30 protein-coding genes and 2 tRNA genes are annotated in these 25,614 nt (G+C 34.3%); 21 read left to right on the top strand and 11 right to left on the bottom strand.

What is annotated here, in order from left to right:
• Positions 1–73: 73 nt before the first annotated feature.
• The gene (locus tag AC5YGG_RS09925) at positions 74–520 is read left to right on the top strand and encodes a DUF805 domain-containing protein (RefSeq protein WP_496144353.1); all 447 of its coding nucleotides are present in this window, start codon (positions 74–76) and stop codon (positions 518–520) included.
• Between the two features lie 45 nt (positions 521–565).
• Here AC5YGG_RS09925 and AC5YGG_RS09920 read toward each other — a convergent pair whose 3' ends face one another.
• Positions 566–1,096, bottom strand: coding sequence for an SRPBCC family protein (locus AC5YGG_RS09920; protein WP_496144352.1), 531 nt, complete (start codon positions 1,094–1,096; stop codon positions 566–568).
• Positions 1,097–1,308: 212 nt separating this feature from the next.
• Between AC5YGG_RS09920 and AC5YGG_RS09915 the strand changes: the two genes are divergently transcribed.
• The 14 genes from AC5YGG_RS09915 (at position 1,309) to AC5YGG_RS09850 (ending at position 11,859) form a co-directional block, all read left to right on the top strand.
• Entirely contained in the window at positions 1,309–3,327 is a 2,019-nt protein-coding gene (locus tag AC5YGG_RS09915; protein ID WP_496144351.1) for a M3 family metallopeptidase, read from the top strand.
• Between the two features lie 174 nt (positions 3,328–3,501).
• Positions 3,502–3,831: a hypothetical protein gene (locus AC5YGG_RS09910; RefSeq protein ID WP_496144350.1), complete on the top strand. Its 330-nt coding sequence runs from the start codon at positions 3,502–3,504 to the stop codon at positions 3,829–3,831.
• Positions 3,832–3,878: 47 nt separating this feature from the next.
• Entirely contained in the window at positions 3,879–5,165 is a 1,287-nt protein-coding gene (locus AC5YGG_RS09905) for a hypothetical protein (RefSeq protein WP_496144349.1), read from the top strand.
• 122 nt (positions 5,166–5,287) lie between these two features.
• On the top strand, positions 5,288–5,671 hold the full coding sequence (locus tag AC5YGG_RS09900; RefSeq protein WP_496144348.1) for a hypothetical protein: 384 nt from the start codon (positions 5,288–5,290) through the stop codon (positions 5,669–5,671).
• A gap of 28 nt (positions 5,672–5,699) precedes the next feature.
• Positions 5,700–6,119 carry an immunity protein PIM1 family protein gene (locus AC5YGG_RS09895; protein ID WP_496144347.1) on the top strand — a complete coding sequence of 140 codons (420 nt, stop codon included), beginning with the start codon at positions 5,700–5,702 and terminating at the stop codon, positions 6,117–6,119.
• A gap of 18 nt (positions 6,120–6,137) precedes the next feature.
• A complete protein-coding gene (locus AC5YGG_RS09890; RefSeq protein ID WP_496144346.1) occupies positions 6,138–7,448 on the top strand; it encodes a hypothetical protein in 1,311 nt (436 codons plus the stop codon).
• 12 nt (positions 7,449–7,460) lie between these two features.
• Positions 7,461–7,535, top strand: a tRNA-Lys gene (locus AC5YGG_RS09885).
• A 4-nt stretch (positions 7,536–7,539) separates the two neighbouring features.
• Positions 7,540–7,612, top strand: a tRNA-Lys gene (locus AC5YGG_RS09880).
• Between the two features lie 18 nt (positions 7,613–7,630).
• The gene (locus AC5YGG_RS09875; protein WP_496144345.1) at positions 7,631–8,326 is read left to right on the top strand and encodes a M949_RS01915 family surface polysaccharide biosynthesis protein; all 696 of its coding nucleotides are present in this window, start codon (positions 7,631–7,633) and stop codon (positions 8,324–8,326) included.
• Positions 8,327–8,401: 75 nt separating this feature from the next.
• Entirely contained in the window at positions 8,402–8,602 is a 201-nt protein-coding gene (locus AC5YGG_RS09870; RefSeq protein ID WP_496144344.1) for a YqaE/Pmp3 family membrane protein, read from the top strand.
• A 119-nt stretch (positions 8,603–8,721) separates the two neighbouring features.
• The gene (locus AC5YGG_RS09865) at positions 8,722–9,453 is read left to right on the top strand and encodes a methyltransferase domain-containing protein (RefSeq protein ID WP_496144343.1); all 732 of its coding nucleotides are present in this window, start codon (positions 8,722–8,724) and stop codon (positions 9,451–9,453) included.
• 46 nt (positions 9,454–9,499) lie between these two features.
• A complete protein-coding gene (locus tag AC5YGG_RS09860; RefSeq protein ID WP_496144342.1) occupies positions 9,500–10,522 on the top strand; it encodes an alpha/beta hydrolase family protein in 1,023 nt (340 codons plus the stop codon).
• 179 nt (positions 10,523–10,701) lie between these two features.
• Positions 10,702–11,079: a VOC family protein gene (locus tag AC5YGG_RS09855; protein WP_496144341.1), complete on the top strand. Its 378-nt coding sequence runs from the start codon at positions 10,702–10,704 to the stop codon at positions 11,077–11,079.
• Positions 11,080–11,244: 165 nt separating this feature from the next.
• On the top strand, positions 11,245–11,859 hold the full coding sequence (locus AC5YGG_RS09850) for a hypothetical protein (RefSeq protein WP_496144340.1): 615 nt from the start codon (positions 11,245–11,247) through the stop codon (positions 11,857–11,859).
• Positions 11,860–12,264: 405 nt separating this feature from the next.
• Here the strand turns inward: AC5YGG_RS09850 and AC5YGG_RS09845 are convergent, their stop codons facing one another.
• Positions 12,265–12,630 carry a hypothetical protein gene (locus AC5YGG_RS09845; protein WP_496144339.1) on the bottom strand — a complete coding sequence of 122 codons (366 nt, stop codon included), beginning with the start codon at positions 12,628–12,630 and terminating at the stop codon, positions 12,265–12,267.
• Complete coding sequence (locus tag AC5YGG_RS09840) at positions 12,630–12,764, bottom strand: hypothetical protein (RefSeq protein ID WP_496144338.1); 135 nt, start codon at positions 12,762–12,764, stop codon at positions 12,630–12,632. The genes AC5YGG_RS09845 and AC5YGG_RS09840 overlap by 1 nt, the downstream gene beginning before the upstream one ends.
• A 99-nt stretch (positions 12,765–12,863) precedes the next feature.
• On the opposite strand from AC5YGG_RS09840, the gene AC5YGG_RS09835 reads away from it, so the two are divergent.
• The 5 genes from AC5YGG_RS09835 to AC5YGG_RS09815 all read left to right on the top strand — a co-directional run bounded on the left by AC5YGG_RS09835 (position 12,864) and on the right by AC5YGG_RS09815 (position 16,719).
• Complete coding sequence (locus AC5YGG_RS09835; protein WP_496144337.1) at positions 12,864–13,484, top strand: TetR/AcrR family transcriptional regulator; 621 nt, start codon at positions 12,864–12,866, stop codon at positions 13,482–13,484.
• Positions 13,462–13,974: a GNAT family N-acetyltransferase gene (locus AC5YGG_RS09830; protein WP_496144336.1), complete on the top strand. Its 513-nt coding sequence runs from the start codon at positions 13,462–13,464 to the stop codon at positions 13,972–13,974. Before AC5YGG_RS09835 ends, AC5YGG_RS09830 begins: the two co-directional genes overlap by 23 nt.
• A gap of 362 nt (positions 13,975–14,336) precedes the next feature.
• Positions 14,337–15,536 carry a tyrosine--tRNA ligase gene (gene tyrS / locus AC5YGG_RS09825; protein ID WP_496144335.1) on the top strand — a complete coding sequence of 400 codons (1,200 nt, stop codon included), beginning with the start codon at positions 14,337–14,339 and terminating at the stop codon, positions 15,534–15,536.
• Between the two features lie 147 nt (positions 15,537–15,683).
• Positions 15,684–16,238: a hypothetical protein gene (locus AC5YGG_RS09820; RefSeq protein ID WP_496144334.1), complete on the top strand. Its 555-nt coding sequence runs from the start codon at positions 15,684–15,686 to the stop codon at positions 16,236–16,238.
• The gene (locus AC5YGG_RS09815; protein ID WP_496144333.1) at positions 16,192–16,719 is read left to right on the top strand and encodes a GNAT family N-acetyltransferase; all 528 of its coding nucleotides are present in this window, start codon (positions 16,192–16,194) and stop codon (positions 16,717–16,719) included. The genes AC5YGG_RS09820 and AC5YGG_RS09815 overlap by 47 nt, the downstream gene beginning before the upstream one ends.
• A gap of 199 nt (positions 16,720–16,918) precedes the next feature.
• Here the strand turns inward: AC5YGG_RS09815 and AC5YGG_RS09810 are convergent, their stop codons facing one another.
• The 8 genes from AC5YGG_RS09810 to panD form a co-directional block, all read right to left on the bottom strand.
• Complete coding sequence (locus tag AC5YGG_RS09810) at positions 16,919–18,430, bottom strand: helix-hairpin-helix domain-containing protein (RefSeq protein WP_496144332.1); 1,512 nt, start codon at positions 18,428–18,430, stop codon at positions 16,919–16,921.
• A gap of 5 nt (positions 18,431–18,435) precedes the next feature.
• On the bottom strand, positions 18,436–19,704 hold the full coding sequence (locus AC5YGG_RS09805) for a PP2C family serine/threonine-protein phosphatase (protein ID WP_496144331.1): 1,269 nt from the start codon (positions 19,702–19,704) through the stop codon (positions 18,436–18,438).
• 12 nt (positions 19,705–19,716) lie between these two features.
• Positions 19,717–20,760, bottom strand: a complete 1,044-nt coding sequence (locus tag AC5YGG_RS09800) for a TerY-C metal binding domain-containing protein (RefSeq protein WP_496144330.1) — start codon at positions 20,758–20,760, stop codon at positions 19,717–19,719.
• 18 nt (positions 20,761–20,778) lie between these two features.
• Complete coding sequence (locus AC5YGG_RS09795) at positions 20,779–21,417, bottom strand: vWA domain-containing protein (RefSeq protein ID WP_496144329.1); 639 nt, start codon at positions 21,415–21,417, stop codon at positions 20,779–20,781.
• Positions 21,418–21,497: 80 nt separating this feature from the next.
• On the bottom strand, positions 21,498–22,178 hold the full coding sequence (locus tag AC5YGG_RS09790) for a TerD family protein (RefSeq protein WP_496144328.1): 681 nt from the start codon (positions 22,176–22,178) through the stop codon (positions 21,498–21,500).
• Between the two features lie 25 nt (positions 22,179–22,203).
• On the bottom strand, positions 22,204–22,779 hold the full coding sequence (locus tag AC5YGG_RS09785; RefSeq protein WP_496144327.1) for a TerD family protein: 576 nt from the start codon (positions 22,777–22,779) through the stop codon (positions 22,204–22,206).
• Positions 22,780–22,957: 178 nt separating this feature from the next.
• Positions 22,958–23,983: a lysylphosphatidylglycerol synthase transmembrane domain-containing protein gene (locus tag AC5YGG_RS09780; RefSeq protein ID WP_496144326.1), complete on the bottom strand. Its 1,026-nt coding sequence runs from the start codon at positions 23,981–23,983 to the stop codon at positions 22,958–22,960.
• Between the two features lie 3 nt (positions 23,984–23,986).
• The gene (gene panD, locus AC5YGG_RS09775) at positions 23,987–24,337 is read right to left on the bottom strand and encodes an aspartate 1-decarboxylase (protein ID WP_002976902.1); all 351 of its coding nucleotides are present in this window, start codon (positions 24,335–24,337) and stop codon (positions 23,987–23,989) included.
• Positions 24,338–24,736: 399 nt separating this feature from the next.
• Between panD and AC5YGG_RS09770 the strand changes: the two genes are divergently transcribed.
• Positions 24,737–25,027, top strand: a complete 291-nt coding sequence (locus tag AC5YGG_RS09770; RefSeq protein WP_047097388.1) for an HU family DNA-binding protein — start codon at positions 24,737–24,739, stop codon at positions 25,025–25,027.
• Positions 25,028–25,614: the final 587 nt, after the last annotated feature.

Below are 25,614 nucleotides of genomic sequence, written 5' to 3'. Positions count from 1 at the left end.
TCGATTCTTTATATAAAGATAATATTTTTTAAAATAATAATTTATACTTTCGTGCTTCTGTAAAAACTAATTAATGATCCATAGAATTCTAAACCAATTTTCCCGCAAAGGCAGAATCACCAGAGGAGAATATATTATTTCATTAATGATATTTGCAGCAATCTGCTATCCTTTATCGTGGATTGATAAAAACTATAATTTACCGGTAGGAATCAAAGAACCGCTTAAGTTATTATCCCTTCCGTTATTTGCGTTTATTCTATTGAGAGGTGCAAGAAGGTGTCATGACAGAGGTAACAGCGGTTTATATCAGTTTATTCCCGGGTATTTTTTCTTGATGATCTTAGGAGATAGTGATTATGGGATCAATACATATGGTCCGAATCCAAAAGGTCAGGGCAATGATAGCATGAATACGACTACAGATGATTTTAAGAACGCTTTAGTCAGTAATCTAATGCATAGTCATCATTGCAATCATTGTAAACATCATTCCTGTAATTGTAACCACAGAAGATAAAATTCGCCATAAAAAAGCCCTGTAGAGTTCTACAAGGCTTTTTGTTTATTTTTCTGATAGTTTCTTCAGGTCTTCAAGTCCCTGATTGAACATTTTATTCATATTCATATCCATCATCGGTTTCATGGGCTTCATGATTGTATTCATTTCATTATCAAATATCCAGGTTACTTTGGTTCCATTTCCTTCAGGGGTTAATACGAAAGCGATTTTTGCGTCTCCTTCAAATGGTTTGATAAAATGAAGTTTTGCACCAAGTTTTTCATTCGGAATGATATCCGTAACCGTCTGCTCACCTTCACCTACTTTTTCATTTCCTTTCCACTTGTAAGTATCACCTACCTGCCCGCTTGTTCCAGAATATGTAATCTGAATATTAGGGTCTCCTTTAGCAAAAGGATTCCATGCATTTATTCCTTTATTGGAACCTATATATTTCCATACTTTTTCTTTAGGAGCATTGATGACAATAGATTTTTCATAATGATAATCTTTACTGAAAGCCAACATGGCAATGACAGCATATACAATAACCAGCAGAATGATGATGCCGATAAATTTTAAGAGTGTTTTCATAGTCTATTTATTTAAGGTTATTTATTTTAAATGAATCTAAGATTTGTTTTTCAAAATTAAATATTCCCACATCACTCCCTCTTTCCATATGACAAGATTATTTAAAGGTAAGGCATTTTTGTCATAATTCGGTTTCCGGGCATTATTTTTGTGCATTTGAACAGGGATTCCCCGATGAATTCTTACATTTACGTTTAACTAAAAATCGAAAAATGAATATTTTAACAGAAAAATTTAATACTCCATATCACTCGGCACCATTCGGTGACATTAAAAATGAAGATTATATTCCGGCATTTAAGGAATTGATTCAGAAGTCAGAAGCAGAAATAAATGCTATTGTTGACAATCCTGATGCTCCTACTTTTGAAAATGTTATCGAAGCTCTTGCCTATTCCGGTGAGCAATTAGACGTGGTTTCCAATATTTTTTTCAATTTAAATTCTGCAGAAACCAGTGATGAGCTTCAACAAATTGCTCAGGAAGTTTCTCCTATTTTAACGGAATATTCTTCAAAAATATCTCAAAACGAAGCTCTTTTCAACAAAATCAAAAAGGTATATGATGAAAAGGAAAAATATAATCTTAATGAAGAGCAGGAAATGCTTTTGAATGAAACCTACAAAGGCTTTGTAAGAAGCGGTGCTTTATTAAATGAAGAGGACAAGGAAAAATTAAAGAAAATCAGTATGGATCTTTCTGTAAAATCTTTACAGTTCGGACAAAATGTACTGGCTTCTACGAATTCTTATTTCAAACATATTACGGATAAGGAACAATTGGCAGGAATTCCGGAAGCCATTATTGATCAGTATGCAGAGGAAGCAAAAGAAAGAAATCTTGAAGGCTGGGTAGTTACATTACAATATCCAAGCTATATTCCTTTCATGACGTACGCAGAAAATCGTGAGCTTAGAAAAGAACTTGCGCTGGCAAACGGTAAAAAGTCTTTTGATGGCGGAGAATATGATAATCAAAACCTGATCAAAGAACTTCTTACTTTAAAACAACAGAAAGCTGAACTTTTAGGATATAAAAATTACGCAGATTTTGTATTGGAAGAGAGAATGGCAAAATCTCCGGTAAAGGTTTTTGACTTTTTAAATGAACTTTTAACCAAAGCAAAACCATACGCTGATAAAGAAATTGAAGAATTGAAATCTTTGGCTAAAGCTGATGGTATTGACGAAATGCAGGGCTACGACCACTCTTTTTATGCTGAAAAACTCCGTAAAGAAAAGTATGATTTTAATGATGAGGAATTAAAACCTTATTTCCCATTGAACCAGGTGCAGGATGCTGTTTTTGGATTGGCTGGAAAGTTATTCGGGTTAACTTTTGAAGAGAGAAATGATATTCCGAAATACCATGAAGATGTAAAAGTGTATGAAGTAAAAGAAAATGGAGATTATAAATCACTTCTCTATGTAGACTATTTTCCAAGAAAAGGAAAAAGAGCGGGTGCATGGATGACCAGCTATAAAAACCAGTATCAGCAGAATGGAGAAAACTCACGTCCGCATATTTCTATCGTTTGTAACTTCAGTAAGCCAACAAAAGATACGCCTAGCTTATTAACATTTCAGGAGGTAACGACTTTATTCCATGAATTTGGTCACGCACTTCACGGAATGATGGCAAACACCCAGTATCCTACTCTTTCAGGAACTTCTGTGAAATGGGACTTCGTGGAACTTCCGTCACAATTTTTGGAAAATTTCTGTTATGAGCCTGAGTTCCTGAAAACGTTTGCAAAACATTATAAAACAGGAGAAGTTCTTCCGGATGAGAAAATTGAAAAAATAGAACAGTCTAAAAACTTCATGGAAGCCTATCAGACTTTAAGACAGCTAGGTTTCGGATTACTGGATATGAATTATCATACGAAGGTCAACGAACTTGAACATGAAAGTGTAAAAGAATTTGAAGATAAATACACCAAAGCCATAGCGCTATATCCTACCAACCCTGAAACAGCGATGAGTCCTAGCTTTTCACATATTTTCCAGGGCGGATATTCTGCAGGATATTATTCTTACAAATGGGCAGAAGTATTGGATGCTGATGCGTTCCAGTATTTTAAAGAAAACGGAATTTTCAATCCGGAAATTGCCTCAAAATACAAAGTACTTCTGTCTTCCGGTGGTACAAAAGATCCTATGGAGCTGTATAAAGCCTTCAGAGGTAGTGAGCCGAAGGTGGAAAGTTTATTGAAAAGAGCATTTGGATAAAAAATAATATTGAAAACCATTAAGACTTATTAAAGCTTAATGGTTTTTAATTTAATATAGAATCAATGGAAATTATCAGAGATATTGTCTGCTAGGTTTATTATGATGAAAAATCATTTGAAAAAATTTTTAAGCTTTTGAAGTTTTTATTTGCCTGAGTACAAAGTATTGAATTTGGAGTATGCTTTCAGAAATGATGATGATGAAAAAGACTTTGGAAGTGAAGAAGAAATGATAGTATATTTTGTCAATACAAATGATATTGCTCAAACATTTTATTGGAATCAATATGTTGATAATCCTGATAAAATTTTGTTTGGTGTAGATATAACTGACGATAATAAAACCATATTTAATTTAACAGTTAATGGCACCATTGCTTTAGCTGAAGCTTATTTAAATGATTTAAAACAAAAATTAAATTCTGATATCGGAATTATGACATTTTATAATCCGGCTAAGTATGAAAATGGGCTGGACTTTAAAACAAAGTACCAATATTAATTTTATTTATTATCTATTTTTTATAGTTTCGCCTCATAAAAACAATTATGAAAACGATACTATTTCTATTACTTTTTATTTCGAATTTCGTCTATTCACAAATTACAATCAGAAACGAAAGCTTAGTTGAAAAACCGTATTATAAGCCAAAATCTTTTGACAGCTTATCAAATATTCAGCAACAAAAAAGATTTATTGATTATAAACAATACTTAGGATACAAAGTCTACTTAAAACCAAAATCTACTAAATTCACACCGTCTCAAAGCGATAAAAATTTTATTGATTATTTAACAACTGATAAAGAAACTTCATTGAAAAAGCCTGGGAAAATTCCTTTCAATGATATTATCATATATAAAGCTTTTAATGGAGGAAAAGGGCTTTCGGGAGCCGCAAAAGATCAGTATGAGAGGGCTCTCAAACAATATGAAGATCTTGACAAATTAAATACCAATATTTATTTGCCGGAATTTACTTCTGTAAAAACAGATCATACGGATGGAGTAATCTATGGATATGCAGCTACAAAACCATCTGCTGTAGAATCAAAGTATTTTACGATACTCGAAATAGAAGGAAGGGACAAATATTCCCAGGATAAGAAATTCAAAAAGCTGGAAGATCTTCCATCGGATTTATCTCTCCAAACTGCCGAATTAAGAATCAAGCTGAAAAAAGAACAAACGAATGACACTCTTTACTGGAATGTAAATGAAGCTAGAAACTTTGGAGACTATCCTTTCATTCTGGTTCCCTACTTTGAAAAAGCAAAAAAGGATTTTGTTGGTCAAAATTTAGTTGCTACAAAAAGTATTTCCAATTTGGTGAATAGCAAAACTGGTGACATAGTAAATATCGAACAGAATCAAAAATGGTTTTGTGAAGACTTAAGTTTAACCGATACCAATAAAGCTAAATATTTAAAACCACTTTATTACCTTACAAATCAAAATAATACCATTGTCTTAGATATCGATCAACTCCGCAGCTCTTTCATTACTGAAGCACAATACGATAAAATTCAGGAGGAAAAGAAATTAGCAGAAGCTGAAAAGATAAAGCAGCAAAAGGCAGATGAGCAAAAACGTATTGAGGAAGATAAAAAATCCAGACAATTGTATATCAATACATATGGCGCAAAAATAGGAAATTTAATTGCCGACAATAAAGTTGCCATAGGAATGAATATGGAAATGTGCAGACTTGCTTGGGGTGAACCTTTGGATATCAACAGAATCACCATGAAAGGATATGCTCATGAGCAATGGGTTTATGGATTTGGAACCTATCTGTATTTCAATAATGGAATTTTGTCTACAATACAGAATTAAAAACACCTTTAATGATATTTCAGTTTCAGATAAAATTTTCATCAGATATTCTGATTTGACTCACTCATCATAAAGGACAAAGACGATTATAGGGAAGAAAAATAATTCACTAATTTTAAATTATGAATACGATAACAAAAAGGTTAGAAAATATAAAAAAACTCCAAGCTAAAAGATGGGAAAATGAAGACCATTGGGATGAGCTCAATGAACTTTTAATAAAAGAACTGGATGAGATTCTTCTGATTGAACCTGAAAATACTTCAGCCTTAATTAATATCGGTGCAATCTATTCTGATATAGGTGAAAATGAAAAAGCTCTGGAATATCTGACAATGGCTTTAAATTTAGGTTCTGAAGATAAAAATCTTTTTGTAAATCTGGCTATTGTGATGATTTATATGGAAAAACATCAGTCAGAATATTTAGAATATCTTGAAGATGTTGAAGAAAAAGTAGAGAACCCTCTTACCTTTAAAGCGTATTTCGAACCGCAATCCCGTTAAGACTTTTTGAATAAGATCTGTTTAAATAATGAAAGAAAAAATAAATAAACTGGAAGCAGCTTTTAATGAATCACTAAAAACTATTCTCCATACTATTGACTCGGAAAAGATTGACGAAATCCTGGACAATAGAGATTCTTCAGCATTTTCTGATGCATGGATGAAAGCTTACCATGCAGTAGAAGAAAAAGTGGCGGATGAAGAAACAGAGGATGTAATAACTCAAATCCGAAAAGAAATTTTTGTATCTATTTTTAAAGCCACTGGATCATCTGAACTTGCAGCTTATATTTCTGATGACTTTGGACTGATCAGCTCTTATGATATTCACAATATTGAAAACAATTGGGTTTCCAATTTACTTTTCACGTATCTTAATCATCAGATTCCACAGGAAGATTTGTTGAAAACGGATAAAACGATCAAAGAACTGGTTGTCAGCAAATAAAATTGAAAACAGCAAGACATGAGTACCATTGAACAGCTTCACAAAACTTTAGATCAACGCTACCGTCCTGAGGATGTTGCGCATATGATCGTTGATTTAATGAAAGGTCACTTAGCCATTCATGAAATTGCTACTTTAAGTAAGGCTGCCAATCGTTCTCTGAAAAACAGTGTCTATGGTTATACCTCTATGCTTGAAACTTTTGGACAGGCAATTGGTGCTGAAAAACAAATTAAAAAAGCTGTTGAGATCTTTAAACTTGATGAAAAAGAAAATTTCGGTTATCATCATGCGGAAGGAATTGAAGCATTTTTAAAAGAAGTTTCCCCATTAATTCATAAAGAAGTCGGAGAAAATAATTTTAAAGATGACCGTCTCAATAAAGATCTCAGGAAACTTGCAGGGTTGGATATTTCGAAAAGAAATTACAACAAGAAATGGAGACTTTTAAAACGAATTGAGATCCGTCTTCAGAAATTCATTCACGAATCAAAAAAAATTGAACTTCAAAAGATCGCCAAACATGGACTTTCCCATACTATCAATTTTGAGAATTTCAGTAAAGACCTTAATTCAGCATGTTTTATTGCTTATTTTAATGCCAGAAGTAATGCAAGAAGTACATTTACCAATCAAAGTCAGGAAAGACCATTTGATGAAATATGTGAAATGTTGTTCAGCAGATGTCTGAAGAACCCGGATATTGCCAATTGGGAAGCAATTTCCTATATTTATTCTGACAGTAAGGTTTTACAGCATCTCAGTGATGAGCAGAAAGGTAAGCTTTTAGGAAAATGGACCACCATTCTTAATGAACTTTCGGATTTCCTTGAACAGCTTTGGAATGAAAATGATATCTACAGAAAAACCATGGCTGTAAAAAAAGGCAACGATTCTACGACATGGAATAATACAGCCGGTGCATGGAATAAAGCAAGAGATAATTGGATGAATCTGATCTATGCTTTAGATATGGATTTTGTCCTTGATGATATTTGCTTCGGGAAAGTAATGCGCCTGATGGCTGCCGATGTCATTGCATGGCATCTATCTTCAGGAGGTAAAATAGATCCGAACACAGAAGTTTGGAATATAGTACCGTTGCCTTGGGAAGTTTTTCTGGAAAAAGCTTTCTGTAACAGGGAAATGATCGTTAAAGCCTGTAAGGAAGTCGATCTTGATCCAGAAAAATCAGGTTGGATTGCACCGCGTACTCATGGAGTAAGCCAGTTTAAACCAACTCCGGAACTCGTGCATGGGGTAACCGTTTCAAATCCTTTTCTGGCAAAGATTTTAAGACAGAATAAATATTTTTCAGGGAAACTCTGAAAAAGAAATAAAGGATAGATTAGCTCAGTGGCAGAGCACCCGGCTCTTCATCCGGGAGGACGTAGGTTCGAGCCCTGCATCTATCCTAATATCTGATATAGCTCAGTGGCAGAGCGCCTGGCTCTTGGACCGGGAGGACACAGGTTCGAGCCCTGTTATCAGACCAACAAACAAAATAACACATGAAAAAAGCTTTTCTTTACTCTATTCCCTTCATGTTTCTGCTGAGTTGTAAAAAGGAAAAGAAAGATTCTCCTGAACAAAACAATTCTCCCGAAATCACCCAAACCCAACAAACAGATTCCCTAATTGCTACAAGAATTGATTCTGCAAAAATTCCATCAACAATAGAATATAAAGGAAATTTCAGAGATGGGTTCCGATGGAAAGATAAAACAGGTGAATATATTGTCATTACTTCTGAGACGGGAATTTATAGAAATGAAAATCTTCCGCATGAATTTGATGACAGCAGTGATGCAGAGGTTTTTGCTCATTGCTATTCATTACAGAACAGTCAACAGGTATGGAAAGTTTATGATTACATTAAAGATTGTCCCGTGGATATTGTGGCTGAGTTTGTGAAAAATACTTTAAGCGTAACCGATCTGGACCACAACGGAATTGCCGAAGTCTGGATGATGTATAAAACCGTTTGTCATGGTGATGTAAGCCCTTCTGACATGAAAATCATTATGTATGAAGGCAATAAAAAGTTTGCCATGCGTGGAGAATCTAGAATTCAGTATGGAATCAATGACAATAATGAGCCTATGTTTGAAGGAGGAACCTTTACTTTTGACAAAGCCTTTAAAGAAGGTCCTGAAACTTTTAGGAAATATGCAGAAGAATTATGGAATAAGCACATTCAGAATTAATCATCTGTCAATTATCTTCATTACACTGAAAATCAATATATTTGTTTAACTCATATAACCTCAAAAATATACATCATGTTTTTAGCTATTGTACTTCCCTTTTTATCATTTATTGTGCGTGGAAAAGTCTTAACCGGAATTATCTGCTTTATTCTTCAGATCACATTGATTGGGTGGCTTCCTGCTGCAATCTGGGCAGTAATGTCTCTGAATAATGAAAGAGCTAATGAGCGAAACCAGGAATTAATTCGTGCATTACGCGAAAGTCAAAAATAAAACGATCTTACATCTATAACTTATAATCCTTTATTCTTTAAAGGATTTTTGTTTTTAAACTTAAAAACAACTCGGCTAATAATTGTAATTTTATACAACAATAGCAAATCCTACATCCCATGAAAGAAAATAAATACGACAACCCATCATTTTTTGATCAGTACGAGAAAATGTTACGATCCCAATTAGGACTAGAAGGTGCCGGGGAATGGTATGCTCTGAAAAGTATGTTACCTGATTTCAAAGGTAAAAATGTGCTTGATCTGGGCTGTGGCTTCGGGTGGCATTGTCGGTACGCCATAGAAAATGGAGCAAAATCGGTAATAGGAATTGATCTCTCAGAAAAGATGCTGGCAAAAGCTCAGGAAATTAATAATCTGGAAGGAATTCAATATGAAAGAAAAGCTTTGGAAGATGTAAACTATCCTTCCGGACAGTTTGATATTATCTTAAGCTCACTCACCCTTCATTATATAGAATCGTTTGATGCTATTGCCAAGAATATTTATCAATGGTTAGATTCCGGTGGTTGTTTTGTCTTTTCTGTAGAACATCCTGTTTTTACAGCGGAAGGAAGCCAGGACTGGGTTTATGATCAATCCGGAGAAAAAAGCTGCTGGCCCGTCGACAAATATTTCATGGAAGGAAAAAGAAATACCACATTCTTGGGAGAAAACGTTATTAAATATCACAGAACTTTAACTTCTTATCTGAATACCCTGTTGAAGCATGGTTTTAAAATTAAAGAAATCATTGAACCGGAACCAAGTCAGGAAATGTTAAAAGAAATCTCTGAAATGAAAGAAGAACTCCGCAGACCAATGATGCTGTTGATCTCTGTAGAAAAATAATTCAACCACATTTTTAACTGTAACCATTACATTCAAATTATTATCCGTGAAGTTTTTCATTAAATCCTTTTTCTTATTATCTGTATTTTCTTTTCAACTTTATTTTTCACAAAACAGAAAAATAATCAATAGTGAATCCAGCCATTTTCAAATTCATGATCCGTCGGAAAATATTGATTTCATTGTTGTAGACCCCAAACTTGATACTAAAAAGCCGATATTACTCTGGTGCCAGGGCTCACTCCCCTATCCTCTATACGTAAATTCAAAGGACGGAATATGGATGATAGGCGGCGGAATTACGAATTTCGATATTAAAAACATCAAGAAATATTATCATCTTGTCATTATTTCTATGCCGAAAACGCCAGTTATTGCTGAAGAAAATCAAATTAATGACTCTTATTGGTATTTCGGAAATTCTAAAGATAAAAATGAACCTTCAGAAGAATTTGTAAGCGCTGATTATCTTGAAAACTATGTAAATCGTGCTATAAAAGTATTGAAATTCCTTAAAAAACAGGATTGGGTAGATTCTTCAAAATTAATTGTTGCCGGGCATTCTCAAGGATCTAAAGTTGCAACAAAGATTGCAGCACAATACAAACCTGTTTCAAAACTTGGTGTTTTCGGAGCCAATCCTTTCGGGAGAATAGATCAGAATATCCGTGAATACCGCAAAGATGCTGAGAAAAATGTCATAACATGGACAGATGCTGAAAAAGGCATTGAAGAAGAATACAAAATGTATCGTGATGCCAATGATGCTGAAATGGTAAAAAAGAAACCGTCTTTACTTGCCTGGAAATCATTTTCAACTCCATTAATCGAAGATTGGATGGCTATTAATAAACCACTTTATCTCGCCTATGGAACCCATGATATTGCCAGTGACCTTTGTGATCTGGTTCCCCTTTATTTTATCAGGGCTCATAAAAATAACCTGACCTATAAGAGATACCTGAATACTGATCATAATTTTTTTGAAGTGGAAAATAGCAGCCCAAATCACGATAAACCGCACTGGAAAGAAGTAATGAATACCTTTATTCAATGGACGATTCAGTAATTCCCGAATTCACTTTAAGGGGCTTGGGATGAACATAATCCGGTATTTTAAAAACAGTAATAAGATCGATATTTAAATTATAGAAAAAGCGTATGAAACTACCATTATTATCATTCCTTATTTTAATATTTGGGTTCTCATCTTGTAACCAGCCGCAGAAAATAAACAATAATAAAAATATGAGTAAAACCAATCCTGTTGTCTATTTTGAAATTCCTGTGAACGATCTGGAGCGTGCAGAGAAATTTTATACTATTGTTTTCAACTTCCATTTCGAAAAGGAAATCATTGATCATTATGAAATGGCACTTTTCCCTTTTGAAGAAAAGAACAGTGGAATTACCGGAGCACTCGCAAAAGGCGATGTTTATAAACCTTCAAAAAACGGAGTTATCATCTATTTTAAAACAGAAAATATTGATGCTACACTTAAAAAAGTACTTCAACAAGGCGGAAAAATTCTTTATCCTAAAAAAATTGATAAAAAGTATGGCTTTGCGGTAGCGGAATTTGAAGATTCGGAAGGAAATAGAATTGCTTTGCATGAAACAATCTGAGGTTTTTGAGATTGACAAACAAAATACATTTAAAAACACCTCCTTTCTATACCGCTCATTTTCAGACTTGATGATTCCATTCACTACATAATATTTTTATGATGAGGTTTCAACATATTTTGTATCTTTAATTACCATTTTCATAAAAATATTTGGTAATTCGTTATGACAGAAGAACTTTATTTCCTCAAAACCAACCCAAATATTGCCAAAATTAATTTGTACAATAGACTTTGTCGTGAAGAAGAAAATATCCTAAGCTTTCTTCAGCCTAATGGGGTGGCAAACCTTGAAGTGATCAAAGAAAAAGTAAAAGATTCTGTGGAAGAACTCTCCAAAGAAGAACTTTCGAAGATATTTTCATGGTTCAATAAAGTATATCATTCTGATCATGAAGAAATAAAAACCCAGCTTTTCATTAACGGAATTGATCTTTTTTATGAAATCCCTTCTGTTCAGCATACAGAAAATTATCTGCAGATTCTTTCAAATTATGAAAAACTGTTTCAGCAAAATATGAATTATATTGTGGATTCTAAGAATTTCAGTGAGTTTCTGATCTATGGAATCTTCGTTATGGAAATCATTAACAAAGAATATGGTAATGAAAATATTCTTTCCGATTATCTAAAGCAGGATTACCAGGCTCTTTATTCTTCAGCAGAAAATCATCCGGAATTAAAAAATTTCGATCAGAAAAACAGTGCTGATCTCCAACGCTACTTCAATGATCTGTATGATCTGACAAGATTTTACAAAGGTTCAATTATCCAGTTATAAATTATAAAGAAACAGAGCAGTAAATTATTAAAGTTCATACTTTATACCTCTGTTTTATTTTTTCTCATTTCTTTTTCTCTCAGCTTACATTTTTCAAATTACCCTCCTGTAAATCAAGAATATGAACGTATACCAAGCCTTTCAGATGCTCATATTTTAAAATCAAATAAAAAATTTCACTGTTTGATGTAATATTTGTCCTGTAAAGAATGTCTTGTATAAGAAGCTAAATATGAACCGGAGAATTCTTTTCATAGTAAAGGCGGCTAAACAGGTAAAAGTTGAAGAATCCAACAAGCTGGAGGAAGCAGCAATTAGATTTAAAAAACAGGATAGAAACTATAACCCAAGTCGACAGTTTTTTTTCAATAAAAGACTGTCGATTTTTTATTATAAAAGTTTACTTCATCCTTTATTTATCTTATAAATGGATTGAATTTTGAAAAAGTAGTAAAGCATTCCGCCCAAAAAATACATCAGTACATCAAAAATATCCCCTATAAAAAGCTTCGATAGCTTCGGACATATTACTTCAAATAAGAGAGAAAGGTACAATACAGAAGTCATGACAAACTTAAAATCAGGTTTCCACCGAAGTTTCAGCCACACATTCATGATATATTCTATGAAGTAACAATACATCGGAACAGTAATAAAGTCTGTAAAATAATCGTTGATCACAGGAATAAAAATTCCTCTTTCTCGCAATTGAATGATCAATAACCATGCGACCAATCCCAGCAAAAACCAATATGAAATTCTCTTTCCCATCACATATGCAGTACAGCCATGATAAATCCGAGAAGAACTTGCAGAACTTTTGCTACGATGTCCTGAATATCAGTTTCATTCTTTTCAGAAGCTCTTTGAGCGTTCTCATAATCAAACTTTTGTTTTCCTTCCATTGTAATAAGATTTGATTCAACAAAGATAGTAAATTAGAACAATTGTTCTAATTTAAAAAACATGATTTAAATCCTATCTTATATTCTTATCTTTGAGGCATGGGCACAAAGGAAAAAATTTTGGCAAAGGCTCTGGAGCTGTATAACGAAAAGGGCTACAACACGATTACGACAAGACATATTGCTGCTGAACTTTCAATCAGCCCGGGAAATCTCCATTATCATTTCAAACATTCTGAAGACATCATCAAAATCCTTTTTTCTGAATTAATTGTGAAAATGGATGAATTGCTGAACGAAATGAAAAAAAAGGAAAATAAAATACTGAAAGATCTTTATGCCTTCACTTTTTCCACCTGTGAAATATTTTATTCTTACCGTTTTATTTTTGTAAACTTCGTAGACATTTTAAATAATATTCCGGAAATAGAATCTCAATATGAAGGAATTAATTTCAGCAGAAAAGAAGAGTTTCATCTTATTTTTTCGGATCTTCAGAAAAATAATATCTTCAGAAAAAATGTTCCTGAATTTATTACAGACTGCCTTACAGAACAGATTTTCATTATTGCGGATAATTGGCTTACGCATAACAGACTGATTTCAAAGTTTGATAAGGAAAAAGCAATCCATCATTATACGCTTCTGCAAATGAATCTTTTCTATCCTTTTCTGAATGAAAAACAGCAAAAGCTTTATGAACAGCAATATATCCGATAAACCATTGATAAAATTAAGGCAAGGGAATCTGAAGGATCTTCCGGAAATGCTTATCCTATTTAAGGAAACCATCATTTCTATTTGTAAAAAAGATTATAATACGGATCAGCTTGAGGCATGGAAGTCAGGAGCTGATAATCAGGAAAGATGGCTGAAGGTCATGAAAGAACAGGTCGTTATAATCGCTGAAATTGATCATAAAATTGTAGGTTTCTGTACGCTTGATAAGATAAATTACATTGATTTATTATTTGTTCACAAAGACCATCAACAGCTGGGAATAGCGTCTATGCTTTACAACCAGATTGAAAAAGAAGCGTTAAAACAGGGTAATTTTCCTCTCACGGCTGATGTCAGCAAAACAGCAAAACCATTTTTTGAACGAATGGGTTTTCGGATCGTTTCTGAGCAAATCGTTCCAGTAAAAGGGATTGATCTTATCAATTATAAAATGCGAAAGGATCTGGCTCACATGATAAAAAACATATAAGGCGATTTTAACAGGTTTATGGCACAGAATTAGCTTAAAGAACGATAAGTAAAATTGTTTTGAACCTTTATTTTAAACCATTAAGATTGGTAAATGGTTAAGTTTTTTTTAAAAACAAATCTTGTTATAACCACTACAAAATTTCTTAATGGTTTAAATATTGGATCTACAGGAAAAATCCTGCAATATTTACCTCAATGAAACATTTAAACAGCATATTACGTCTTCCATTCTTCAGTGAATATTATACCCCGAGTTATTGTTCGGGAAGACTTTTTATATCTGTAAACTAATTATATAATCAAACCTATATAAAGCCCGGACAGTATTTGTCCGGGCTTTTTCGTTTAAAACATTTCAAAATGACTTCTATTTTACAAGAAAACGTAGCAATTATTCTGCCTGAAAACGGGTTGGAAGAGAAATTAAAACAGGCTGAACGCGAATGCAGAAAGCTGAGTATCAAACTGGGATTCGATCCTACTGCTCCGGATTTACATCTGGGACACGCTGTTGTACTTAAAAAACTTAAGCAGTTTCAGGATCTTGGGCATCAGATCATTATAGTCGTGGGAAGCTTTACGGCAAGAATCGGTGATCCAACAGGTAAAAATAAGGCAAGAAAGCCATTAAGTACAGAGGATGTGCAACATAATGCCGAGACTTATATCAAACAGCTATCTAAAATTATTGATGTTGAAAAAACAACGATTGTTTTTAATTCTGACTGGCTGGACGCGTTAGAATTTTCAGACGTTATTCAACTGTTATCAAAGGTAACGGTTGCACAACTGATGCATAGAAATGACTTCAACAAGAGATTCACGGAAAATACTCCTATTGCAATGCATGAATTGGTATACCCGATTCTCCAGGGATTTGATTCAGTAAAAATTCAATGTGATATTGAAATGGGGGGCACCGATCAACTTTTCAATTGTACCATGGGAAGACAGCTACATGAGGTACACCAGATGCCGCCTCAAATTGTTATGTGCATGCCTCTTTTAAAAGGACTTGACGGAAAGGAAAAAATGAGCAAATCATTAAATAATATTATCGGGCTTACTGATGAGCCTAATGAAATGTTTGGAAAAACGATGTCTATTCCGGATGCTTTGATTGACGAGTTTATCGATCTTACCACAGATTTTTCAATGAATGAGAGAAACCGTTTAAAGTCAGAGATAAAAAATGGTGAAAATCCAATGAATATTAAGAAACTGATTGCAAAAAATATTATCCGTCAATATCACGACGACGATGTTGCTGACGACGCTGAACAGTTTTTTAATAATCAATTTCAAAATAAGAATTTTGAGGAGAAAAACTTTGAGCCTATTGCTATCAATACGCTGAATTATATTGACAATAAGACTACAGTGACGGAACTCTGCCATCAGCTAAAAAATGATATAAGCAAATCTGCTGTAAAACGACTTATCCAAAGCGGAGGGGTTCAGATCAATTCAGTTAAAATAACGGAGCCTGATGAGGAAATTGAGCTTACCAAAAATATTAAAATAAAGATTGGGAAAAGAGGATTCTTTGAATTACTATAAAGGCTGAAATATGAAAAAAAAGCTGGAAATATTCTGATCAAATATAAATTCCAGCTACCATTGTTGTTTTATAATTTCATTTTTACCTCCTTATTATATTTCCCTTAGTCCGATTAAATCAATATCTTCGTTTATAAATAAAATGTAATGACGCAGGCTGAAATCCTTACCCTGATTGATGACGAACTGTTTCTTGATAATATTAAAACTGAATTGCGTGATCAAAAAATAATTTGGAAAGATCATTCAGGTACAGAAAACTCAGTATTACCTCATCAGACAGCAATCAATAATGAAGGGGTTTTTGCATGGTGGCAATGTAATGAAGCAGGAAAAGAACATGTACATATAAGATTGAAGGAAAGAAATATTATTACATGGAAACCTCCTGTTAATACATTAATACAACCTATATTCCGGGACGGTCTTTTATATTTTCATGAGAATTACCTGATCATTAAGTATAAAGACAGGCATTATCAGAGGTTATTTATTTTTAATATCAAAACGTTAAAAGATGAGGAAATTATTCTGAATGCACTTACTATTCAGGTAAAAATCATTGATAATGAATTGTTTTTGGCTGGACTTTACAGTGATGAAGATTTCATAAAAATCACGATGCATCCGGATTATATTGAGAAAGAATTGATTGATGAAAACTATCTCAGACAAAGAAATATTACATTTGACCAAGTCTAAAAATTTGAATTTAAAAGCTATGAATACTTCCGTTACCTATAAAACAGCTTCAGAAAATGACATCGACTACCTTTTTGATCTCAGAATGAAGACTATGATTCCACATTATGCGAAGGCAAATCTTCCTACTGACAGGGAAAATACTCTTAAAAGAATTCTTTATCAATTCGAAAAAGGAAATATTATCTTACTTGATGATGAACCTATAGGCTATTTGAAAGTCAGCAGAACAGATACTCATATAGATATTTTACAACTTCAGATTGATCCGAGCCAACAAGGTAAAGGGCTTGGTAAAATGATTCTTACTGATATTCTGAAAGAAGCTTCTGCAACGGGTAAAATTGCGACATTAAGTGTTTTAAAGGTGAATAAAGCTCAGCATCTTTATATGAGCATTGGTTTCAAAACGGTACGTGAGGATGAGCATTCTTATTTCATGGAGTTTTCTTCTACCGGCAATACAAATCTTAAGGAATAAACATAATCTGATTTGGGTATAAGTTTCGGCTAAAGCCATTGGATATGGAAATAATTAATGGGCTAAAGCCTAGGGATGGTCGGAAGAATATCCTGCTATCCCTAGGATAAAACCCGTTTCTATTGAATTCTGATACTTTTATTTTTGGTAACTATTAAATCTTCACTCTCCACTCCTCAAGATTCCATTTCAATTCCAATTATTGATTTGTCATTGTCACATAGATCAGCCTTCCACCCTCTTCCGCAGACAGTAAAATTTTCTTTCCATCCGTAAGTTCTACCATAGATCCGGGAGGAACTTCTTTTTGTTCTGTAATGTCTTTCATTGCTGATAAACTTTGATTAACCAATACCCATTTTCCCTGATGGAACGTAAAGTAACCGACAGGCATTTTATCCTGCATTGTCAGATTTTCATTTCTTATTACCTTTCTTGAAACATGCCACTTGAATAAATACTGATTGTGATACACCATCAATCTATGATTCTCCGGTTTCCAGACCTCATCATCGAATTTAAAATAAAGATCAAGAACCGGCAGTGTTCCTGTATGTGGAGTCCCGCAAAAAGGACATTTTGGATTACTGGTATTGTCAAAAACGTACCATTTTTCGGTACACTCAGAGTTTTGGCAGGGCTGTATAAGATCTACAGTTTTCAGTAGAGCCGTTTCCCATTCATTTGCCGTCGGGCGTCTGATGGGATCATGTAATCCTTCAATAAAAGCTTTTCTGAATAAATCTGAAATATAGGGTCCTGTTATGGTATAAGGAATTCTCACGGGGTCTCCCCAAAAGGCATCCCATTTTCTGAGATGATCGGCTTTTACATGGTTTGAAGAATCTGTAGGATGTTCTACAAATAGAGCTTTTTCTCCCATGGATAAAATTTCATCCTTTTCTGCATCGAGATCCCATATTTTTCCGCCACGAAGAGGATGACGTCTTAGCAGATACATATAGATCAATACGCCAAGCGCATGTAAATCTGTTTTTTGATCCGGAAGATGTCTTTGAGGATCCTGAAGTTTCAAATGTTTGGTTTTTAATACTTCAGGAGCAATAAAATCGGCGGTTCCAATAACTTCAGGCGGAAATAGTTTGGGAACAACAAGACCGTCAATATCTATGATACATGCCGACTTTGTTACCGGATCCACCAGAATATTATTGTAAGATAAATCTGAATGCGCCAATCCCATCTGATGCAACTTTTTCACCCCTCTGCTAATGTTTACCGCTATCTGAAAATAACTCAGCCAGTCTCCAAGCTCAGAACGGTCAAGTCTCAACGGATATTGCGGGTTTCTGAACATTGGAGCGGTAAACCACTTTCCCACTTTATCCTCTCCCTGAATGGTATCTGAACCGATGTATCCTTTGGCAAAGAAAAACTTCTGATGATAAACAGGAACTACAATTCCTGTCAATCTGTTTTTTTCAACAATATCATAAGGCCAACGAAAAATCTCGTTGAGAAAATATTCTGAAGCATTTCCATTTTGAAGACTTTGAAGATACGTGGAAACGATTCTCATAATCCTTTCTTTTTGTCCGTCGTCTAAAGGGTTTCGGTAAAATGCTACAACATAATCTCTCTCGGGCGAAAAATAAACATCTTTCACACCGCCCTGAATGGGGGTTTCGTCAACGTATTCGTAGGATTTGGATGAATCCAGAACAGAAACAACCTTAATTGTGTTTTTCATAGTCATTAATAAATTATTGCCAATGTACGGTCATCATGATTTCCTCTGCTCCAGAAGTCCGTCCATTCTAATAGCTGTTGATCTATTTCCGTATCATTGGTAAAATTTACCTGAGCCTGGTCGTCATTATCTCCGTTCAGATCTTTAAAAAAAGTCTTCCAGCTTTGTATATCTTCCAACTTATTTTCGGTAAGAAATTTCGGGTCATAAATACCATCTGTCATCAATACGAGATAAGAAAAATCTTCTACGCAGGTAATTGTAAAACGGGAAACAATCTGGTCATTGAAAATTTCCTTCATCGTTATAAAGCGGGTTCCACCGCTGAATTCTCCTACATCCATTGAATTAAGAAGCTTTACTTCGGAGAAATCTGTATTAATAAGGTTAATCGGGCAATCTCCCACACCAAAACTAAGGATCACATACCCAAAACTGAATTTTTTAATCAATGAAAAAATAAGGGTAGCATGAAAATCATTAATGGAAAGATTATTTTCTAGAGCAGTTTTTTCTAAAACATGATGCACATGTAAAACGCCTTCATACAAATATCTTATAATATTCTGATGAGCCTCATTCTTCTCTTGTGTAGAATGTTTCTTAGAGTAAATAAGATGAATATTACTTTCGAGATCGTGTAAAGTTTCTTCGGAACTGAAAAAACTGTTTATGGAAGCTGTTGCCAATTGGGATCCTGCTCTTGCCATTACTGAAGATCCTGCTCCATCAGAAACGGAAATAATACTCCATTCTCCAGAAAGTATATTCACTGCAAAATCATCTTCTCTGAATTTTCCTTCATGAGCATGTGCACGACCTCTTTTGGAAGCCACAACTATTTTCTTATCTGAAAACGGTCCATGAAAAGAAGCTATATCATCTTTATAAAAATCAGCGTTTTTATCCGTTGGAATAGTTTTCCACAAATCTTTCGGATCGGTATTGATAAACAGCTGAACTTTTTTAACGTCAATATTGTCTTTATCTTTTATATGAAAAAATTCAATGTCAAGATCATGAACAGTATTCGTTGTTGGAGTTCCTGAAATCTTATTATTTTCAAATATTAATCCTGAATCACAGAGGTTTCTGATATTTTTGATTCTGATATTCGGAAATTCTTCCATCTCAACACTGAATTCATAGAACTTCCCTGAAACAGCATTTTTCAATACCCAATGAACTTCTTTAAAATCTTCTTTTTCCTGATGAATAATAGATTTTTTCATAGGATCTTTATCTCCGCCAAAATAAAACAACGGTATTTTCATAAGCTGATAGGATTATCCCAATGTTCTGTTGATATCGTACCCGCCTCCCGAATATCCATAATAATCGGAAGTACCACACCAGGGACATTTATTATATCCTTCGCCCTGCAAACAGTGAATTCCGCCACATGAGCAGGTAGCTAATGCAATATAATTGGCACAATGAGGACATGAAGCTCCGCCCTGCAATTCTTCCACTGAAATTTTCAGATGGCTTCTGTGAGGTGAAGAAAGTCTGTAATACGCCTTTTCATCAATTTTATAAGCTCCTTCCATTTTATAATATCGGGTAGACATTCCTGGAATACTAGATTCCCCGAAAGTTTTTTTAAATTTCATGAGATAAAGCTTATTCGTTTCTGAACATTTACCATTCAGAACGACAAAATTATTATCCGGAAAACGCTGCTCCATCTGGGGATCAACTTTTTCAAGGATAATGGAATCTATTTTGGATAAGTTTATTCCTTCTTTATGTGCTTCCGTTACACTCTGACTGGTTGTTTTAATGGAATCTGTCACCCATTTGAAGAATTCTTTATATGAGTTTTCATCGGTATTATTGAACAGCAATACATTATCTGCCAACAATCCCAGAAGCTTATAATTTGTATTTTCTCCTATGGATACAGCAATGGTATTTGCTTTCCCGTTATATTTACTATTCCATCTTTCAATAGCTTTGGTAGCATCATCAGTAGGAACTCCGTCCGTAAAAAGGAATACAATAGGTTTCCAGTCTCCTTTTCTGTCATAGGTAGTTTTTATAACATCCCGATCTATGCAGTCCATAATTTTAATAAGCCCCTGAGATAAGGATGTTCCACTTCCAATCGGAATCTTCGGAGGATAAAAACTGATGATATCCTGAAGGGGTGTAATAACTTCTGCTTCTCCGGCAAAGCCTACAACAGAAATATAAACCGTTTCTAATGAATACGGATCTTTTTTCAGTTCCCTGATGATATTGGAAATACCTTCCTGTACCTGCTCAATAGGCTCTCCTATCATAGATTCGGAGACATCAATCAAAAAGTAAATCGGCAGTCTTCTCATAGCTGTAAAGACAATTTTTTAAATAATAATATTAAGCTCCGATGGTGGCGGAGGCAGTGTGATATTTTCTCCTGTATTCTGAGATTGTCCTCCCTGTGTAATGGAAGAACTCACCCATCTGAAAAAGGAAGAAAGTGTTATAGCATCAGTGGTATCAAGCTTTACCACGTGATCTGTCAGCTCTTTAAGAAACTGTTCGTCCGCTTTTGGTCCAGCAGCACACCCTACAATGGCTCCAAATTCTAAACCTTTAAGCACCGGAATCATCTGTCTGTATTTCTGAATATCAGAGGGTTTTCCATCCGTGAATATGAAGAGTAGCGGCTGCCAGTCTCCTTTATCTTCTGCGGAACCTTTTACAAGATCTTTCTGCACAAGTTCTGAAACCATTTCTAAAGCAGCTCCCGTATGTGTGGGACCGCTATCCGGACATGTAATTTCCATCGGATAGAAGTCCTGCAGTGCAATTAAAGGAATGATATTTTCAACTTCTCTATCGAAAGTAATTACACTTAGATGAAGGCTGTCCATTGCCTGCGGATCTGCCCGAAGCATGCTGATCAATCCATTGAAACCATTATTCAATGCCTGGATAGGTTCTCCGTTCATAGAACCGGAAGTATCCAATAAAAAATAGGCTAATAATCTTCTGGTCATAAGACAATATTAATTCTGAATCCTGCTGAGGAAGCCCAAGACTTGTCAGCAGGATTTTATGTTAGATAGAAATTTAAAGTCTAGTTTGAATAAGAATATTGCTGTCTCAGAATATCTATGAAATTATCCGTAGGAGAAGGCTCTCCCAATGCACGGAACTTCCAGTCTCCGTTATGACGGTATGCCTCAGCAAAAACCATAGCACACATTCCGTTCATACTTGAATCTCCGGAAAGGCTATATTTTGTAATTTCTTTTCCTGTAGCATCTACTGCACGGATAAATGCATTTTCAATCATTCCGAAGTGTTGATTGTTGCTTCTTCCCTGATAAATTGTTACAAGAAACACTATTTTCTGGTAGCTTTCATCCAATTGATCCAGCCTTACAATGATCTGTTCGTCATCTCCATCACCTGCTCCGGTTCTGTTGTCTCCTGTTAACCATACATTTCCGCTTGGATGCTGCATAGAATTAAAGAAAACCACATCTCCCTGATACAATCCCATTTGTCTGCCATCATTAGTCTGAACTGTTCTTCCAAGGTTGGCAACCTTTCCGTTACCATCTAAAAGAAATGCCACTGCATCTAGGTCATATTCAGCTTCTTTACTAAAAAGTTTTCCAAAGAAGCCGCCACCACTCTGCTTTCTTATATCCCATCCTAAGCCGATTGTTACCTTCGAAAGGTCATAAACACTTTCTCCGCGGTCATTTTTTCTCAGATCTATCGTTTGACCTTTCTGTAAATTAATTGCCATAGCTATAGTTTTGTGTATTTGATAATTATTTGATGATTTGTCCCTTATAATATTTTTCAAGGAAGAATCCTAAATCTGCTCTGTAACCTATTCCTGAAGCTTCAAATTTCCAGCTTCCATTTCTCTTATACAGTCTTCCAAATTCAACACCGGTTTCAATAGAGAAGTCTTCATCCAGTTCATACTTTGCAATCTCTTGGTTCGTACTGTTATCCACAACTCTGATATAAGAATTTCTTACCTGTCCGAAATTCTGTCTTCTTCTCTCAAAATCCTCTATGGTTACCACAAAAAGAATTTCTTCCACTCTTGAGTCTACTTTATCAAGATCAATAATGATAGCTTCATCATCATCTCCGTCGCTATTCTTACCACTTGGATCATCTCCTGTATGGGTAAGGGCTCCATCCGGAGAATTCAGGTTATTATAAAAAACAAAATATTCTTCGCTTACTAATTTTCTATCAGAATCAATCATGATTGCAGATGCATCCAAATCAAAATCGTAGCCTGTCCCTTCATTAGGATCCCAACCAAGCCCTATCGTCATTTTTGTCAATCCGATCTCGATTTTCTGTCCTTTCTGTAGATTAATTGCCATAGTATTTTATGTTATGAATTATTTTTTGCATTAAGATAGATTTGATTTACGAATTGACCAAATTTATTTATTACAAATAATGGATATAAAGCAATTAAGTCTAATTTTTAGATTCAATAAAAGCCAAAAAAAGGTCCAATTAAAAAATTGAACCTTTCTCTATAATAAATATGTTTGATTATTTAATATCCTTATCTGAAACGGCAGCATTTCGTGCTTTTGCCAACATTGGAATAGAAATAAGTCCCATCACCAGCATAATAACAATCTGAAGCGGTAAAGAGATAAAAGAATAGGTAAGCCCCATTTCACCACCAAGATCAGCACTTTTCCCCACGGAGATAAAAAGAGCCATAAAACCGTACTTCATCGCAAGATTATAAGCCCCGATTCCTCCACTTGCAGGAATAATCATTCCTAATGTTCCTACCACAATAATAAAGAACCCATCCGCAAAAGTAAATGCTGAGGTTTCAGGAAGAGCAAAGCATACAAGATATGCAGCAAAATAATAGGAAATCCAGATTCCTAATGTATACAATATAAATTTCCCCTTTTGTTTTAATTTAAAAATGGTTGTTAATCCCTGGAAAATTCCGTCTATAAAATTAACAACTTTCCCCAGAAACGGAACATTGGCTAATTTATTTTTAAAGGCGAAAAACAAGACTGTACCTCCAATCAATACTGAAAGAACAAGTAAGATTTTATTAGGATTAATATTAACTCCCGAATTTTCATAGAATGACAAAATAGCTTCATATTTAAATAATAATGTCAATCCAAGGAAAACAAGCATACATATCAGGTCCACTACTCTTTCCAGAATAATTGTTCCGAAAGATTTGTCTACCGGTACTTTTTCCACTCCATATAAAGCTGTAGCTCTTGCCAGTTCTCCACTTCTCGGGATGGTAAGATTCATAAGATATCCAAACGAGATAGACCAAAGCGAATTAGAATTAGAAATACTGTGCCCCATTGGTTCCAGCATCAGGTTCCATCGGATTGCTCTGAACCAGTAAGCCAAAAGACCAAATGCAGACGCAAATAATACCCACAGATAATTAGCCTTAGCCAATGACTGCTTAATCACTTTAAAATCAAGCCCCCGTAAGGCAAGCCATAAAAAAAAGCCTGCAAAAGCAAGCGATATTACTATTGTAAGTATGGATTTTAATGGATTTTTTGATGTTTTCTCCATGAATTATGTAAGCAGATTTGTTTTTTCATCCGGGAAAACGATTTTTGGCTGGAAGTCTTTTGCTTCTTCCGGTGTCATCTGTGCATAGGCAATAATGATAATGATATCATCTTTCTGTACCTTTCTTGCAGCAGGACCGTTCAGGCATACTTCTCCGGACTTTCTTTTTCCTTTGATAACATAGGTATCAAAACGTTCCCCGTTATTCACATTCACGATATAGACTCTTTCTCCCACTACCAATCCGGCAGCTTCTATAAGATCTTCATCTATTGTTATACTTCCTATATAATTAAGGTCAGAGGCTGTTACTCTTACCCTATGGATCTTGGACTTGAAAACTTCTATTAACATGCTGCAAATTTATTAATAAAAATTAATAAATCAGACCTTTAGTATCATTAAAAAACTCCCATCAACAGACGTATTTAATTTTATTAAAGATAAAAAAAATGAATTTTAGATATAGATTTATTAATTATATTCTTAAAAACATCAATAGTTTATAGTCAATTTAGGATTTAATAAATACAGGAAATAATATTAACTTTTTGCTAAAGTCAATAAACATAAGCATTTGGCATGATTTTAGTAACCTGTAACGTAGATTTTTCGTGAAAAACCGAATTATCATATTTTAACCATTTTCACTGAAAAGTAAAAAAATTGTATAAGTTTTAATAAAAAAATTGCACAATTAGAAAATAGTATTATATTTGCTATAATTACGAACTAACTTTAATATTAAAAATTATGAACAAGTCTGAATTAATCGACGCAATCGCAAAAGATGCAGGTATCACTAAAGTTGCAGCAAAGGCTGCTTTAGAATCTTTCATTTCTAACGTAACTTCTACATTAAAGAAAAAAGACGGAAAAGTTTCTTTAGTAGGTTTCGGTACTTTCTCAGTAGCTGAGAGAGCGGCTAGACAAGGTATTAATCCTGCGACTAAAAAACCAATCAAAATTGCTGCTAAAAAAGTTGCTAAATTTAAGGCTGGAGCTGATTTATCAAATGCAGTTTCTGGTGCTAAGAAAAAATAATCATTCAGATTACGAAAATTCAAGGGCTGTTTCTTAGAGACAGCCTTTTTTGTGCTCTTTTATTATCATATAGGCTTTGGTATGAATTCTTAAATTTCAGGGATCAGAAGCAAAAGTTGGGGGCTACGCAAAAAGTTTCGTTAATTTGAAGAAAAAAATAAATTATGTTTTTACTCCTCTAAGCTTTATACTTAAATTTTATTAAAACGCAAAGACATGATGGAATTGATTATTGATAAGGGAGCTAAGAAAGCGACAAAAGTCGCTGATGAAGCAATGTAGATACGCGTACGCTTAGAAAGAATCAATACAATTCAAGCTTTGCTTCCTAAAATACAACACCAGATAATAGAAATCCTTTGCGTTAAATTTTAAAATTAAACTGATCTAAATATTCTAAGCCACACAACTTTTTCGCTTAATCCAATTTCAGCATCTAAACCCGGATCAGAATAATATAAAATCATGTATTTCTAATTTCAATATATACTTACTTAGATCCTTACAGGATGACAAACGAAATTGTTAAAATAAAAGCCATTAAGACAAATGAAGATATTAAGGTTATTAAGTTTGGCTAAACCCGG

Source organism: Chryseobacterium sp. CS2K3 (assembly GCF_059515185.1).
This window is presented reverse-complemented; position numbering and strand designations above follow the sequence as displayed.

What these genes read in the sequence shown, in the direction of transcription:
- AC5YGG_RS09925 (WP_496144353.1), top strand. Translation starts at nt 74, where the DNA reads ATGATCCATAGAATTCTAAACCAATTTTCCCGCAAAGGCAGAATCACC.
- AC5YGG_RS09920 (WP_496144352.1), bottom strand. Translation starts at nt 1,096, where the DNA reads ATGAAAACACTCTTAAAATTTATCGGCATCATCATTCTGCTGGTTATT.
- AC5YGG_RS09915 (WP_496144351.1), top strand. Translation starts at nt 1,309, where the DNA reads ATGAATATTTTAACAGAAAAATTTAATACTCCATATCACTCGGCACCA.
- AC5YGG_RS09905 (WP_496144349.1), top strand. Translation starts at nt 3,879, where the DNA reads ATGAAAACGATACTATTTCTATTACTTTTTATTTCGAATTTCGTCTAT.
- AC5YGG_RS09900 (WP_496144348.1), top strand. Translation starts at nt 5,288, where the DNA reads ATGAATACGATAACAAAAAGGTTAGAAAATATAAAAAAACTCCAAGCT.
- AC5YGG_RS09895 (WP_496144347.1), top strand. Translation starts at nt 5,700, where the DNA reads ATGAAAGAAAAAATAAATAAACTGGAAGCAGCTTTTAATGAATCACTA.
- AC5YGG_RS09890 (WP_496144346.1), top strand. Translation starts at nt 6,138, where the DNA reads ATGAGTACCATTGAACAGCTTCACAAAACTTTAGATCAACGCTACCGT.
- AC5YGG_RS09875 (WP_496144345.1), top strand. Translation starts at nt 7,631, where the DNA reads ATGAAAAAAGCTTTTCTTTACTCTATTCCCTTCATGTTTCTGCTGAGT.
- AC5YGG_RS09870 (WP_496144344.1), top strand. Translation starts at nt 8,402, where the DNA reads ATGTTTTTAGCTATTGTACTTCCCTTTTTATCATTTATTGTGCGTGGA.
- AC5YGG_RS09865 (WP_496144343.1), top strand. Translation starts at nt 8,722, where the DNA reads ATGAAAGAAAATAAATACGACAACCCATCATTTTTTGATCAGTACGAG.
- AC5YGG_RS09855 (WP_496144341.1), top strand. Translation starts at nt 10,702, where the DNA reads ATGAGTAAAACCAATCCTGTTGTCTATTTTGAAATTCCTGTGAACGAT.
- AC5YGG_RS09850 (WP_496144340.1), top strand. Translation starts at nt 11,245, where the DNA reads ATGACAGAAGAACTTTATTTCCTCAAAACCAACCCAAATATTGCCAAA.
- AC5YGG_RS09845 (WP_496144339.1), bottom strand. Translation starts at nt 12,630, where the DNA reads ATGGGAAAGAGAATTTCATATTGGTTTTTGCTGGGATTGGTCGCATGG.
- AC5YGG_RS09840 (WP_496144338.1), bottom strand. Translation starts at nt 12,764, where the DNA reads ATGGAAGGAAAACAAAAGTTTGATTATGAGAACGCTCAAAGAGCTTCT.
- AC5YGG_RS09835 (WP_496144337.1), top strand. Translation starts at nt 12,864, where the DNA reads ATGGGCACAAAGGAAAAAATTTTGGCAAAGGCTCTGGAGCTGTATAAC.
- AC5YGG_RS09830 (WP_496144336.1), top strand. Translation starts at nt 13,462, where the DNA reads ATGAACAGCAATATATCCGATAAACCATTGATAAAATTAAGGCAAGGG.
- tyrS (WP_496144335.1), top strand. Translation starts at nt 14,337, where the DNA reads ATGACTTCTATTTTACAAGAAAACGTAGCAATTATTCTGCCTGAAAAC.
- AC5YGG_RS09820 (WP_496144334.1), top strand. Translation starts at nt 15,684, where the DNA reads ATGACGCAGGCTGAAATCCTTACCCTGATTGATGACGAACTGTTTCTT.
- AC5YGG_RS09815 (WP_496144333.1), top strand. Translation starts at nt 16,192, where the DNA reads ATGAAAACTATCTCAGACAAAGAAATATTACATTTGACCAAGTCTAAA.
- AC5YGG_RS09810 (WP_496144332.1), bottom strand. Translation starts at nt 18,430, where the DNA reads ATGAAAAACACAATTAAGGTTGTTTCTGTTCTGGATTCATCCAAATCC.
- AC5YGG_RS09805 (WP_496144331.1), bottom strand. Translation starts at nt 19,704, where the DNA reads ATGAAAATACCGTTGTTTTATTTTGGCGGAGATAAAGATCCTATGAAA.
- AC5YGG_RS09800 (WP_496144330.1), bottom strand. Translation starts at nt 20,760, where the DNA reads ATGAGAAGACTGCCGATTTACTTTTTGATTGATGTCTCCGAATCTATG.
- AC5YGG_RS09795 (WP_496144329.1), bottom strand. Translation starts at nt 21,417, where the DNA reads ATGACCAGAAGATTATTAGCCTATTTTTTATTGGATACTTCCGGTTCT.
- AC5YGG_RS09790 (WP_496144328.1), bottom strand. Translation starts at nt 22,178, where the DNA reads ATGGCAATTAATTTACAGAAAGGTCAAACGATAGATCTGAGAAAAAAT.
- AC5YGG_RS09785 (WP_496144327.1), bottom strand. Translation starts at nt 22,779, where the DNA reads ATGGCAATTAATCTACAGAAAGGACAGAAAATCGAGATCGGATTGACA.
- AC5YGG_RS09780 (WP_496144326.1), bottom strand. Translation starts at nt 23,983, where the DNA reads ATGGAGAAAACATCAAAAAATCCATTAAAATCCATACTTACAATAGTA.
- panD (WP_002976902.1), bottom strand. Translation starts at nt 24,337, where the DNA reads ATGTTAATAGAAGTTTTCAAGTCCAAGATCCATAGGGTAAGAGTAACA.
- AC5YGG_RS09770 (WP_047097388.1), top strand. Translation starts at nt 24,737, where the DNA reads ATGAACAAGTCTGAATTAATCGACGCAATCGCAAAAGATGCAGGTATC.